The sequence below is a fragment of the Micromonospora auratinigra genome (assembly GCF_900089595.1).
Lineage (GTDB): Bacteria > Actinomycetota > Actinomycetes > Mycobacteriales > Micromonosporaceae > Micromonospora > Micromonospora auratinigra.
The window spans coordinates 4,489,370-4,501,671 of the sequence record NZ_LT594323.1 but is presented as its reverse complement, the minus strand read 5'-3'; the positions used below and the strand labels follow the sequence as shown (position 1 = coordinate 4,501,671).

15 protein-coding genes are annotated in these 12,302 nt (G+C 73.4%); 10 read left to right on the top strand and 5 right to left on the bottom strand.

All coding sequences use genetic code 11. The features are described 5' to 3' along the window. Nucleotides 1-167: 167 nt before the first annotated feature. The gene (locus tag GA0070611_RS20155; RefSeq protein WP_197675752.1) at nt 168-887 is read right to left on the bottom strand and encodes a winged helix-turn-helix transcriptional regulator; all 720 of its coding nucleotides are present in this window, start codon (nt 885-887) and stop codon (nt 168-170) included. 244 nt (nt 888-1,131) lie between these two features. Between GA0070611_RS20155 and GA0070611_RS20150 the strand changes: the two genes are divergently transcribed. The 6 genes from GA0070611_RS20150 (at nt 1,132) to GA0070611_RS20130 (ending at nt 5,903) form a co-directional block, all read left to right on the top strand. Then, entirely contained in the window at nt 1,132-2,181 is a 1,050-nt protein-coding gene (locus tag GA0070611_RS20150; RefSeq protein WP_091666608.1) for a hypothetical protein, read from the top strand. An 82-nt stretch (nt 2,182-2,263) separates the two neighbouring features. Next, the gene (locus GA0070611_RS20145; protein WP_091666605.1) at nt 2,264-3,046 is read left to right on the top strand and encodes an LmeA family phospholipid-binding protein; all 783 of its coding nucleotides are present in this window, start codon (nt 2,264-2,266) and stop codon (nt 3,044-3,046) included. Between the two features lie 110 nt (nt 3,047-3,156). Further along, on the top strand, nt 3,157-3,246 hold the full coding sequence (locus tag GA0070611_RS32430; RefSeq protein ID WP_331715303.1) for an Ms5788A family Cys-rich leader peptide: 90 nt from the start codon (nt 3,157-3,159) through the stop codon (nt 3,244-3,246). A 202-nt stretch (nt 3,247-3,448) separates the two neighbouring features. Continuing rightward, nucleotides 3,449-4,297: a sulfurtransferase gene (locus GA0070611_RS20140; protein WP_091666602.1), complete on the top strand. Its 849-nt coding sequence runs from the start codon at nt 3,449-3,451 to the stop codon at nt 4,295-4,297. Between the two features lie 3 nt (nt 4,298-4,300). After that, on the top strand, nt 4,301-4,633 hold the full coding sequence (locus GA0070611_RS20135) for a DUF1416 domain-containing protein (RefSeq protein ID WP_091666598.1): 333 nt from the start codon (nt 4,301-4,303) through the stop codon (nt 4,631-4,633). Nucleotides 4,634-5,057: 424 nt separating this feature from the next. After that, nucleotides 5,058-5,903, top strand: coding sequence for a hypothetical protein (locus tag GA0070611_RS20130; RefSeq protein ID WP_091666595.1), 846 nt, complete (start codon nt 5,058-5,060; stop codon nt 5,901-5,903). A 156-nt stretch (nt 5,904-6,059) separates the two neighbouring features. On the opposite strand, the gene GA0070611_RS20125 is transcribed toward GA0070611_RS20130, so the two are convergent. The 3 genes from GA0070611_RS20125 to GA0070611_RS20115 form a co-directional block, all read right to left on the bottom strand. Continuing rightward, nucleotides 6,060-8,114 carry an amylo-alpha-1,6-glucosidase gene (locus GA0070611_RS20125; protein WP_091666593.1) on the bottom strand — a complete coding sequence of 685 codons (2,055 nt, stop codon included), beginning with the start codon at nt 8,112-8,114 and terminating at the stop codon, nt 6,060-6,062. After that, nucleotides 8,111-8,494 (bottom strand): SCP2 sterol-binding domain-containing protein, encoded by a 384-nt coding sequence (locus tag GA0070611_RS20120; protein ID WP_091666590.1) that lies wholly within the window; start codon nt 8,492-8,494, stop codon nt 8,111-8,113. The genes GA0070611_RS20125 and GA0070611_RS20120 overlap by 4 nt, the downstream gene beginning before the upstream one ends. Nucleotides 8,495-8,582: 88 nt before the next feature. Continuing rightward, complete coding sequence (locus GA0070611_RS20115; RefSeq protein WP_091666584.1) at nt 8,583-8,957, bottom strand: DsrE family protein; 375 nt, start codon at nt 8,955-8,957, stop codon at nt 8,583-8,585. A 12-nt stretch (nt 8,958-8,969) separates the two neighbouring features. Here GA0070611_RS20115 and mtfM point away from each other — a divergent pair, with 12 nt between their 5' ends. Both mtfM and GA0070611_RS20110 read left to right on the top strand, forming a co-directional pair. Beyond that, nucleotides 8,970-9,074: a small membrane protein MtfM gene (gene mtfM / locus GA0070611_RS32275; RefSeq protein WP_269456315.1), complete on the top strand. Its 105-nt coding sequence runs from the start codon at nt 8,970-8,972 to the stop codon at nt 9,072-9,074. A gap of 114 nt (nt 9,075-9,188) precedes the next feature. Further along, nucleotides 9,189-9,776 carry an FABP family protein gene (locus GA0070611_RS20110; protein WP_197675751.1) on the top strand — a complete coding sequence of 196 codons (588 nt, stop codon included), beginning with the start codon at nt 9,189-9,191 and terminating at the stop codon, nt 9,774-9,776. 68 nt (nt 9,777-9,844) lie between these two features. On the opposite strand, the gene GA0070611_RS20105 is transcribed toward GA0070611_RS20110, so the two are convergent. Continuing rightward, on the bottom strand, nt 9,845-10,693 hold the full coding sequence (locus GA0070611_RS20105) for an aminotransferase class IV (RefSeq protein WP_091666580.1): 849 nt from the start codon (nt 10,691-10,693) through the stop codon (nt 9,845-9,847). 69 nt (nt 10,694-10,762) lie between these two features. On the opposite strand from GA0070611_RS20105, the gene GA0070611_RS20100 reads away from it, so the two are divergent. Both GA0070611_RS20100 and ygfZ read left to right on the top strand, forming a co-directional pair. Next, nucleotides 10,763-11,191, top strand: coding sequence for a Fur family transcriptional regulator (locus GA0070611_RS20100; protein WP_091666578.1), 429 nt, complete (start codon nt 10,763-10,765; stop codon nt 11,189-11,191). Continuing rightward, nucleotides 11,188-12,300: a CAF17-like 4Fe-4S cluster assembly/insertion protein YgfZ gene (gene ygfZ / locus GA0070611_RS20095; protein WP_091666575.1), complete on the top strand. Its 1,113-nt coding sequence runs from the start codon at nt 11,188-11,190 to the stop codon at nt 12,298-12,300. Before GA0070611_RS20100 ends, ygfZ begins: the two co-directional genes overlap by 4 nt. The last annotated feature ends 2 nt before the right edge of the window (nt 12,301-12,302 follow it).

The window sequence follows — 12,302 nt, the reverse complement described above, 5'->3', positions numbered from 1 at the left end:
CACCCTCTCGGATCACGGCACGCAGCCGTCCTCGCCCCCGTGGTCACCGCACGTCTCCCCCTGCTCGCCCCGCCGATTCGGCACTCAGCTTAAGCCGGACCAGCGGGGCAAAAGGGGCAATTGGGAAGGGCTCCGCCGAAGGGCGGAGGTGGGCCGCGAACGGTCGGTCAGACCGGCACGGGGGCGTGCTCCGACTCGGGCAGGGAGCGCGACGGGGGCACCACGAACTTGTAGCCGACCTGCCGCACCGTGCCGATCATCGACTCGTACTCCGAGCCGAGCTTCGCCCGCAGCCGCCGGACGTGCACGTCGACGGTGCGGGTGCCGCCGAAGTAGTCGTAACCCCAGACCTCGCGGAGCAGCTGGTCGCGGGTGAACACCCGACCCGGGTGCTGGGCCAGGAACTTCAGCAGCTCGAACTCCTTGTAGGTGAGGTCGAGCGGGCGGCCCTTGAGCTTCGCCGCGTAGGTGTCCGGGTCGATGGTCAGCTCGCCGGCCCGGATCGAGCCGCCGGCACCGGCCGTCGCGTTGCTCAGCCGGCCGACCGCGAGCCGGAGCCGGGCCTCCACCTCGGCCGGGCCCGCCCCGGCCAGGATGACGTCGTCCACACCCCAGTCGGCGTTGAGCGCGATCAGGCCCGCCTCGGTGACCACCGCGACCAGCGGTACGCCGAGCCCGGTCGCGTGCAGCATCCGGCAGGTCGCGCGGGCCTCGCTCAGCTCGGAGCGGGCGTCGACCAGGACGGCGTCCGGGCTGGGACCGGAAACCAGCGTCCGCACGTCGCGCGGCGCGGTGCGGACCGAGTGCGGCAGCAGGTCGAGCGCCGGCAGCACCGCCGAGGGTTCACCTGCGCGCGCGGTCACCAACAGCAGGATCTCCACGATCACCTCCGTCCCGGCGACCTCTCGGCCGCGCGCGACCAGCGGCACTCCGGCAGGAAGTGGCGCTGTGAACTTGCGTGGGTCCCGGCGTCGCTGACGGGCGGGTAACGGCTTGAGCGTAACCGATCGCCCGGCCGTCACCTCCGTACCCTTTCCTGTTTGTCTGATCTGTCCCCGATCGCCGCTCAGGTTTTAACGTTGCCGAAACCGTGACCTCCGCCAGGGCGGCCTGGTCTGGCACGATCGGGGCGTGTTTCCCTCGACCTCGCCCGACACCGGCCGTGACCCGTGGGCCGACGACGCGCGGCCGGGTCCGGCCGGTCCCGCCCGCGGCTACCCGCCGGGCCCCCGCACCGGACCGGTCGACGACGACGGGGACCGGCCGGAGCGCAAGGGCCCGCGCCGGCTCCGCAAGGGCGGCCCCGGCCGGCGTCCGGACGACGAGCCGGACGACGAGCCCGAGGAGGAGGTGCCACCGGTCCCGGTGCGCCGGCCGCTCGCGCTCACCGTCGCCGGCTTCGCCGCACTGCTCGGCGTCGGCCTGGTGCTCGGCGCGCAGACCGCCGGCCCGGGGCACCGGCTGCCCTTCGCGTTCATCGTCTTCGGCGTCCAGCTGCTCTTCGTGCTCGCCTGGACGATGGCCATGCGACCGCCCGCGCTGCTGGTGGTCGCCCTGGTCAGCGCCACCGTCGCGGGTATCGCCGACGTCGCCGCGGTGCGCTCCGAGATCGCCGCGCTGGCCCCGCTCGGCTACGCCGCGGCAGGCGGCGTCGTGCTCGGCGTGCTCGGCCAGCTGGTCCGCCGGGTGGACCGGGTCCGGGTCACCGACTCGCTCGGCAGCACCCTGCTGATCGTGGTCGGTGTGGTCGCCTTCGGCACCCTGATCGTGCTCAGCCGGATCCCGAAGGGCACCCAGGCGATCACGGTCTGCCTCACCGCCACCGGGGTCGCCCTGCTGGTGGCCCGGCTGACCGATGCGGTGGCGCCCTGGCCGCGGCTCGCCCCGCAGGTGCCCCGGGGCGCCGCCGGGGTGGTCGCCGGCGCGATGCTGGGCACGCTCACCAGCGCGGTGCTCGGCAGCTACCTGGTCGGCTTCACCCCCACCAGCGCCGCCCTGGTCGGCCTGGTCACCGCCGGCACCGCCGTGCTGGCCGACCTCGCCGTCGGGTACGCCGAGGCCGGTCGGCTGATGGCCGGCGAGCCGCCGACCATGTGGATCGCCCGGCACATGCAGGGCCCGCTGGGCGGCTTCGCGTTGGCCGCGCCGGCCGCGTACGCGATGTGCGTGCTCTTCCTCTGAAGCGGCGATTGGGGGAACGACGCCTCGGGTAAGTACGGTTGCGCCGCGCGGCGGCGTGATGACGGCGAGGACGGGAGGCGGCGTGGCAGAGGCTCCGGCGTACGAGGAGCGACCCCGGCGACGTGGTCGGCGGGTGCTGACCGGGTTCGTGGTCCTGCTGCTGGTCCTGGCCGGCCTGCTCGTGGTCGCCGACCGGCTGGCGGCCGGCGCGGCCGAGCGGGCCATCGCCGACCAGGTGAAGCAGGAGGTCGCCAAGCAGGACGCGCAGTCCGCCCCGCCCAAGGTCGAGGTGGCCGGCTTCCCCTTCCTCACCCAGGTGCTGGCCGGGAAGTACGAGCGCATCTCGATCGTGCTGACCGACGTGCAGGGCAAGGTGCAGGGCGACGCGGTCAGCGTGCCCCGGCTCGACGTGGACGCGCGCAACGTGAAGGCGTCGCTGGACACGCTGCGCACCCGGCAGGGCGACGTGACCGCCGAGACGGTCGACGGTCGCGGCACCGTCACGTACGACAGCCTGGCGAAGCTGCTCGACCGGCCCGGCCTGAAGCTGGGCGAGCAGAACGGCAAGCTCACCGTCACCGCCCCGGTGGACATCCTGGGCGCCAAGCTCACCGTCAACGGCACCGCCGACGTCACGGTGGCGAACGGCAAGGTGGGGCTGAAGTTCAACGACCTGACCGCCGACGGGCTGCCGAACCTGCCGCTGGCCCGCACGCTGCTGGCCAACTACGCCCGGGGCCTCTCGATCGACGTGCCGCTGCCGGCGCTGCCGTTCCAGCTCACCGTCCGAAAGGTGGAACCGACGCCGGACGGCCTGGTCGTCACCGCGGACGCCAAGAACGTGCCGATCAACTCCGCCAGCTGACGTACCACCTGCTCACGGCCCGGCCCTCGGCCGGGCCGTCGGCGTTCCCGGGCCCCGGCCCGCGTCCCGGATGCTGGTCGGCCCGGTGGCGACGGGCGGAGCGGCTGGTAATGTCCCTGCCCATGGGGACGCTCCTCACCAAACGGCGCGCGGTCGACCTGTGCCGCGTGGCCACCTGCCTGTGTCGCCCCGTCATCTGACGGCGGGGCTGTTTCCGGCTGCCTAGGCGGCCTCGGCACGCAGGGTGCGTACCCTCCGGTGTTCCCCCTCGTATCGCCCGGCAGCGGCGCCGTCGCACGTACCCGTGATCCGTTCCTACCTCTGGGTCCCGCGCGTGGTGCGACAATCATCACCTTCGATCGCGCGCAGGCTCACCATCCATCCTCACCAGGGAGTGATCAGATGAGTCGCGACACCGCACTCGTCTCGGCCGAGTGGGCCGAGAAGAACCTCGACGCCCCGGGCGTCGTCTTCGTCGAGGTCGACGAGGACACCTCGGCCTACGACACCGGCCACCTCGCCGGCGCCATCAAGCTCGACTGGCGGACCGACCTCCAGGACCCGGTCCGCCGCGACTTCGTCAACAAGACGCAGTTCGAGGCGCTCCTGTCCGAGCGCGGCATCGCCAACGACGACACCGTGATCCTCTACGGCGGCAACAACAACTGGTTCGCCGCGTACGCGTACTGGTACTTCAAGCTCTACGGTCACCGCGACGTGAAGCTGCTCGACGGCGGCCGCAAGAAGTGGGAGCTGGACGCCCGCCCGCTGGTCACCGACGCGGTCTCCCGCCCGGCGACGCAGTACGTCGCGCAGGAGCCGGACACCTCGATCCGCGCCTTCCGCGACGAGGTGGTCGACGCGATCGGCACCAAGAACCTGGTCGACGTGCGCAGCCCCGACGAGTACGCGGGCCGGCTGCTCGCCCCCGCCCACCTGCCGCAGGAGCAGGCCCAGCGGGCCGGCCACGTGCCGACCGCGATCAGCGTCCCGTGGTCGAAGGCGGCCAACGAGGACGGCACCTTCAAGTCCGACGACGAGCTGCGCAAGATCTACGCCGCCGCCGGGCTGGACGACAGCCGCGAGACCATCGCGTACTGCCGGATCGGCGAGCGCTCCTCGCACACCTGGTTCGTGCTCCAGGAGCTGCTCGGTCACCGCAACGTGAAGAACTACGACGGCTCCTGGACCGAGTACGGCTCGCTGGTCGGCGTGCCGGTCGCGCTCGGCGACGAGCCCGGGGAGGCCTGAGCCATGACTGCACCCGTCGCTTCCACCGCCGCCGGTTGCGCCGCTCCGGACCAGGCCGCCCCGCTGCCGGCCAGCCTGGACCTGGAGAAGGAAACCGTCATCACCGGCCTGGTCACGGCCGAGTCCGGCGAGGCCGTCCCGGGCGCGTACGTCCGGCTGCTCGACTCCACCGGCGAGTTCACCGCCGAGGTGGTGACCTCCCCGACCGGCCAGTTCCGGTTCTTCGCCGCGCCGGGCAACTGGACCCTGCGGGCGCTCTCCCGGCACGGCAACGGCGACACCGCCGTCACCGCCGCCCGCGGGATCAACGAGGTGACCGTCAAGGTCGCCGCCTGACCCACGCTCTGATCGTGGCCCGCCGCCCCGGCCGGGGCGGCGGGCCACGCCCGTCTCACCCCAGCCCGCCCATCCCGCCCCGCCCACCCGACACGGCCTCGCGCCCTCGCCCGCGAGGCCGCTGATTCACGGAAAGTGTGGCTTCCGACGTCGCCGAGGCCGCTGATTCACGGAAAGTGTGGCTTCCGACGTCGCCGAGGCCGCTGATTCACGGAAAGTGTGGCTTCCGACGTCGCCGAGGCCGCTGATTCACGGAAAGTGTGGCTTCCGACGTCGCCGAGGCCGCTGATTCACGGAAAGTGTGGCTTCCGACGTCGCCGAGGCCGCTGATTCACGGAAAGTGTGGCTTCCGGGCGGCGGGTCGGGGAGTGGGCGGTGGCGGGGAGGGCGGGGAGCGGCGGCGCGGGCGTGACACGATTGGCCGGTGAGTGGTGTCGTCCAGCAGGGGTACGCCCCGCCGTCGGGTCCCGACCGGCCGGCGTCCGGCCGGCGGTGGTGGCGCTGGCTGGTGGCCGCGTCGGTGCTGTGGGCGGTGCTGCTCGCCGGGCTGACCTGGTGGTCGGTACGGCACGACCCGCCCACCGTCAAGGAGCAGCGGCCGCTGAGCCAGGCGGTCCCGGTCGCGGACCGGGCGGTGGGCCGGCTGGTGGCGGCACTCGGCGAGGACGCCTGGGAGCTGACCCCGCCCCGCTTCGACAAGGGCTGCCGGGTCACCCCGCTGGCCGACGGGGCGTCGCTGACCCGGGGCGTGGACGTCCCGGTGGCTCCCGGCGGCGAGCGGGCGGTGCTGGACCGGGTGGCCCGGCGGCTGCCGGCCGGCTGGGGAGCCGGGGTCGCCACTGAGGTGGGCCGCCCTCGGCTGCGCGCCGACGCGGGCGAGTTCGTCGCGGTGGACGGGCGGGTCGTCACCGACGGCCTGGTCCGCTTCTCGGTCGCCACCGGCTGCCGCCCGGCCGACACGGGGTACGCCGACCTGTCGCCCGGGTACGCCGCCGGGCCGGAGTTGACGGCCGCGCTGCGGGCCCTCGGCCGACCGGTCCCGACGGACCCGACGGTGGTCGCCGCGCCCTGCCCGACGGGGGAGCCGGCCCGCACGGTCCGGGTGGCCGCCGGGACCGGCCCGGTCTCGCTGGCCCCGCTCGCACCGCTCGGCGCCGTCGTGCTCGACCGACCCGACCGGTACGCGTTCCGCACCGGACGGGTCGTCGTGCTGGCCGACGCCACCGGCGACCAGCTGCGCCTGGCGGCCTCGACCGGCTGCGCCGGCTGACCGTCCTCCCACGCGGTCCCACGCCCGGCCGGCTCGTCCCCCGGGCGGTACGCGCCCGGCCGGCTCGTCTCTCGCGCGGGGCGCCCAGTCGGTCGGCCCCGGGTAGCCCAGCGCCCGGCCGGCTCGTCCCTCGCGTGCCACCGCACCCGGGCCGGCTCAGCGGTCGCGGCGGTCCTCCTGCGGGGTGCGACTGCGACCCAGGGCGTCCACCCGTCCCCACCGACCGGGGATGTCGAGCAGCTCCACCCGGCCCATTCCGGGCGGCACCGCCGGGTCGATGATCAGGTGCTCGCCGCCCGGCTCCAGCCCGAGCATCACCCGCAGCAGCAGCAACGGGGTGCCGGCCGACCAGGCCTGCGGGCTGCACGCGGTGGGGTACTGCACCGGATAGTCGGTGAGGTCGCGTTCGTAGCCGGCGAACGCCTCGGGGAGCCGACCGTCGAAGTAGCGGGACGCGCTGAGCATGCCCTCGCAGATCTTGCCGGCCTCCTCCCGGAAGCCGTACTTCCAGAGGCCCCAGGCGATGATCGAGTTGTCGAACGGCCAGACCGTGCCGACGTGGTAGCCGATCGGGTTGTACCGGCCCTGGTCGTCGCCCAGGGTGCGGATGCCCCAGCCGGAGAAGAGCCGGGGCCCGAGCAGGTGCCCGGCCACCGCGGCGGCCCGTGACTCGTCGACGATGCCGCTCCACAGCAGGTGGCCGATGTTGGAGGAGAGCGCGTCGACCTGCCGGCCGTCCGGGTCCAGGGCGAGCGCGTAGTACTCCCGCTCCGGGATCCAGAAGTCCCGGTTGAACCGTTCCTTCAGCGCCGCCGCCTCGCGTTCCAGCCGCTCCGCGTACGCGGGATCGTTCCAGAAGGTCCGGGCCAGCCGGGCGCCGCGCAGCTTCGCGTCGTACGCGTACCCCTGGAGTTCGCAGGTGGCCCGGGGGAACTCGGGCAGCCGGCCGTCGGAGAAGGAGATCCCGTCCCAGGAGTCCTTCCAGCACTGGTTCTGCAGGCCGGTCTCCGGGTTGCGGGTCAGGTACGAGACGTATCCGGTGCCGAGCAGGTCACCGTAGGTGTCGATCCAGTGCAGCGCCGCCCGGGTCTCGTGCTCCAGCATCCGGACCAGCTTGTCGTCCCCGGTCCACCGCTCGTACTCGTCGAGCAGGATCACGAAGAGCGCGGTCGAGTCGGCGGAGCCGTAGTAGGGGGAGTGCGGCTGCTCCTGGAAGCCGGCGGTCTCCCCGTACCGCAGCTCGTGCAGGATCTTGCCGGGTTCCTCGTCGCGGAAGTCGTCCAGCCGGCTGCCCTGGAGGCCGGCCAGCATCAGGATGGTCGGCGGCACCAGCTCGGGCAGGAAGGGCAGCACCTGGAGCGAGGTGAAGATGCTGTCCCGTCCGAACAGGGTCATGAACCAGGGGAGCCCGGCGGCGAGCAGGCGTACGCCGAGCGCGATCGACTCGTACCGGAGCGCGGCCAGGTCGTTGAGGCTGCGCCGGTACGCCCCGGCCAGCGGCTCGCAGTCGCAGCCGAGCTTCGGCGCCCGGTCGATCAGGTCGTCCTGCTCGGCCTGGATCGCCGCCACCGAGCGGTGGCCGCCCAACGGCAGGGTGGCCCGGATGTCCTCGCCCCGCGCCCCGTAGATCACCGTGGCCACGTGCAGGCGGGTGGTCCACTCGCCGTGCGGGCCGACCCGGATCCGGAAGGTCATCCCGCTCTCGTCGATGTCGGCGGGGGCGCTCGTGCTGATCACCGCCTCCCGGTGGAACCCCTCCCGCCGGTAGGTGAGCCGGAGCTGGTTCGGCCCCACGCTGGGCGTCGTCCGGCCCTTCTTCTGCCGTTGGTGCTTGATCTCGAACAGGTCGGCGAAGTCCGACCCGATCTCCAGCCGGAGGGTGAACTCGACCTCCTGTTCGGCGTGGTTGAGCAGGGTCAGCTCCTCGTCGAAGCTGCCGCCGATGGACCGGCTGCGGATCACCGACACCTTGGCGTCGAGGTAGTGCGTCGGCTCGCCCGGGACCATGAAGAAGCGCGTCCGGTACGACTCGCCGTCGTCGATGGAGAGGGCGTGCAGTTTCTCGCCGTTGAGGGTGAGGATCCAGGTGGAGATGAACCGGGTGTCGAAGGAGAACAGCCCGGTGGGGAAGTCGAAGGACGGCTCGATGTTGCCGCGCCGGTCGCTGACCAGGAACGTGTTGCCGTCGAGGATGCTGACCCGCTCCTTCATCGGACCGACCGCCCGACGTGTTCGCGGGCCGTCTCGCGGGGGTCCCGGGTGCCGGGCGGGTCGGGGAGGAAGCGACGGAAGACCAGGAACAGCACCACGTTGCCGCTGAAGGTCGCCTCGTTGCGCAGCACGGCCGCCATGCCGGCCTCCCGACCGGTGACCAGCCGCTCGAAGAGCGCGGCGCTGACCGTGAAGGTGGCGTCGGCCGGCTGCTGCTCCCGGCTCACCCGCACCGCACCGTGGGCCAGCCGCACGTACCAGTGCTCAGTGCGGTTTCCGCTGGTCAGGTCGATCTGGAGGCTGCCGGTGGTCGGTCCGCGCAGCACCGCCGGGGCACGCGCCGGCAGTGTCGCGAAGAACTGCTCGATCGCCTCACCCACATGCGAATCGTAGGCAGTAGCCGGACTTACCGGGTCGATATCGGCAGTCCGCCCACAACGGACGGCTCGGGCAGGTCAGTGGCGCCGGTCAGTAGACGAGGGCCTGGGCCCCCTCCGCCATCGCCTCCTCGACGAAGACCGCCGCCCCGGCGATGCGTACGCCGGGGATGACGTCGTCCGGGCCGATGTCGCGGCGGGCCGCGCACTGGGTGCAGGCGGTCACCGTGCCGGTGGTGAGGATCACGTGCAGCAGCTCGGCCAGCGGCGCGGAGTGCGGCAGGTCGAACTCCTGCGCCCGGCCCGGCAGCGCGAACCAGGTCGACTCCCCGGTCAGCCAGAGCGAGACGTCCACCCCGGCGGCGGCGGCCGTGGCGGCCACCGTGAAGGCCTGCGCGCAGCGCTCCGGGGCGTCCGCGCCGGCGGTGGCCTTGACGACGAGAGTGCGGGCCATGGAGCCCAGCATAGGATGGCCCGGATGGTTACCGAGATCGGGTTCGTCAGCCTGCTGGTCGCCGGCCTCGGCGCGCTCGCCGGTGGCCTGGTCTACGCCGCGGTCCGCATTTCGAGAGGTAAATGGTGAGTGCGAGGAGTGAGCCGGGTCTGCGAGCCCCGCAGTCGCGAACGGAGAGTTGCCGGTGAGTGCGAGGAGTGAGCCGGGTCTGCGAGCCCCGCAGTCGCGAACGGAGAGTTGCCGGTGAGTGAGAACCCGCTTCAGCCGCCGTGGCTGAACGCGCCACCGGTCGACCCGTACCCGTACGAGGAGAGCCACGACCTGCGCGTCGGTCCGAAGCTGCACCGCAGCCTGGACGGGCTGCTGCCGTACATCGGGGTGTGGCGGGGGCGCGGCCGGGGTGGGTTCCCCACCATCGAGGACTTCGACTTCGCGCAGGAGATCCGGATCAGCCACGACGGCCGGCCGTTCCTGTTCTACGAGTCGCGGGCCTGGATCCTGGACGAGGAGAGCCGCCCGGTCCGCCCGGCCGGCCGCGAGGTCGGCTGGTGGCGTCCGGTCATGGACGGCGACCGGGTGACCGACGAGCTGGAAGCGCTGATGACCACGCCGACCGGCGTGATGGAGCTGCACATCGGCAAGCGCAAGGGCACCCAGATCGAGTTCGCCACCGACGCGGTGGTGCGCACCGCGACGGCGAAGGAGGTCACCGCCGGTGCCCGCCTGTTCGGCATCGTCGAGGGCGCCCTGCTCTACGCCCAGGAGATGGCCGCCGTCGGCCACCCCCTCAGCCCTCACCTCTCCGCCCGCCTCACCCGCGTAGCCGGCTGACCCACCCCTCACCGGGTCGATCATGAAGTTGTTGCCTCCCGCTGCGGGGCGGGGCAACAACTTCATGATCAACCTGCGGGGAAGCCGAGGAGGGTGAGCAGGGGGGCGGTCAGGGGGGAGTGGGGGCGGGGGGCGTTGTCCAGGGTCCGGATCTCCGCCAGGCCGCGCAGGGAGCTGGTGAGCCAGATGCCGTCGGCCTCGTGCAGCTCGCCGAGGGTCACCAGGCGTTCCTGGGGCGTGAGGTCGAGGTCGGCGGCGTGGTCGAGCAGCCAGCGGGCGGTCACCCCCGGCAGCACGCCGGTGGCGGCGGCGGGCACGGTGCAGAGGGTCCGCCCGGTCAGCCACACCAGGTTCGCGCTCGGCGCCTCCAGCGCGTACCCGTCGGTGGAGACCCAGAGCACGTCGTCGACGCCACTGCGGGTGGCCCAGCGACGGGCGGCGGTGCTCAGCGCGTACGAGGTCGACTTCACCCCGTGGGGCAGCCAGTCGAGCTCGGGGCGGGACCGGGCGGCCACCCCGAGCGGCAGGGTGGCGACGCGCACCCCGGTGCCCCGGGCCCGCCGGGTCGCTGCCGGCACCTCGCCCAGCGTGGCGTAGACCGTCGGCGGTCCGCCGCCCTCCGGCCCCCGGGTGCAGACCAGCCGCAGGGCCCCTTCCACCTCGGGCGGCCAGCCGGCGCACACCTCGTCCAGCAGGTCGACCAGCGCGCCGGTCGGGGGGAGGTCCAGTTCCACCGCCGCGGCGCCGGCCCGCAGCCGGGCCAGGTGCGCGTCGCGCAGCCACGGCCGTCCGTCCCGCAGGTGCAGGGTCTCGAAGAGCCCGTCGCCGTGCAGCACGCCCCGGTCGTCGCCGCGCAGCACCGCCGTCCCGGCCGGTACGAGGCCCCGACCCGGCACCGCCACCCGTGATGCCACCACGACCGCCGAGGGTAGCGGCGTACCCCCGCGCCGGCCGGTGCGGCGCGGCGGCCGAACTATGATCGGACGGTGTCCGAATCCTCCCTCGCGGAACTGCTCCGCTCCCGTGGGCTGCGGCTGACGGCGCAGCGGCAACTGGTCCTCCAGGCGGTGCTGGAGCTGGGGCACGCGACGCCGGAGCAGGTGCACTCGGCGGTCCGGGAGGTTGCCGCCGGGGTCAACATCACCACCATCTACCGGACGCTGGAGCTGCTGGAGCGGTTGGGACTGGTGACCCACACCCACCTGTCGCACGGGTCACCGACCTATCACGCGGCCGGTGAGCACCAGCACGTGCACCTGGTCTGCCGGGAGTGCGGCGCGATCGACGAGATCGATCCCGAGCTGCTCCGCCCGCTGGCCGAACAGCTGGCCGCGCAGCGGGGATTCCAGGTCGACATCGGGCACGTGGCGCTCTTCGGCGTCTGCGGCCAGTGCGAGGACGGGGGACGGAAATGATCGACATCGCGGGTGCGGTGGCCACCGAGGCGATCGACGAGGAGACCCGGGACCAGCCCGAGCCGGCCCACCGGGCGGCCGGGGTCGGCCCGGTCGCCGCCCACTACGGCGACCCGATGCGCGAGCAGCGCGTCCTGGCCACCGGGGTCGGCCTGGTGGACCGCTCGCACCGGGGGGTGGTGGCGGTGCCGGGCGAGGAGCGGATCGGCTGGCTGCACACCCTGACCAGCCAGCACCTCGCCGCGCTGGGTCCGGGGCAGGGCACCGAGCTGTTGGTCCTCTCCCCGCACGGGCACGTCGAGCAGCACGCCATGGTCGCCGAGGACGGCGAGACCACCTGGCTGGACACCGAGCCGGGGATGACCGCCGGCCTGTTGACCTACCTGGAGCGGATGCGGTTCTTCAGCAAGGTCGAGCCGCGCGACGCCACTGCCGACCACGCCCTGCTCTCGCTGGTCGGGCCGGAGGCCACCGGCGCGCTCGACACCCTCGGCGTCACCGGGCTGGCCGCGCCCGACGTGGTCGCGGTGCCGGGCCCGAAGTTCCGCTCCGGCGAGCTGCCGTCCCGGCCCACCGTGGTGTACGACGTGCAGCCGTTGCCGGTCGGCGGCTGGGCCCGGCGGGTGGCGCTCGGCGTGGACCTGCTGGTCCCCCGGGAGGCGATGACCCAGGTGGTCGACGAGCTGCGCGGTGCGGGCGTGCCGGTGGCGGGGCTGTGGGCGTACGAGGCGATCCGGGTGGCCGCCCGGCGGGCCCGGGCCGGGGTGGACACCGACCACCGGACGATCCCGGCCGAGGTGGACCTGATCGCCCCGGCCGTGCACCTGGACAAGGGCTGCTACCGGGGGCAGGAGACGGTGGCCCGGGTGCACAACCTGGGCCGGCCGCCGCGCCGGCTGGTGCTGCTGCACCTGGACGGGGTGACCACCGACCAGCCGCCGGCCGCCGGTACGCCGGTGACCCTGGACGGCCGGCCGGTCGGCTTCGTCGGCACCGCGGTGCACCACTACGAACTGGGTCAGATCGCCCTCGCCGTGGTCAAGCGCAACGTCTCCGACGACGCCCGGTTGCTGGTCGGCGAGACGGCCGCCGCCATCGATCCGGCCTGAGC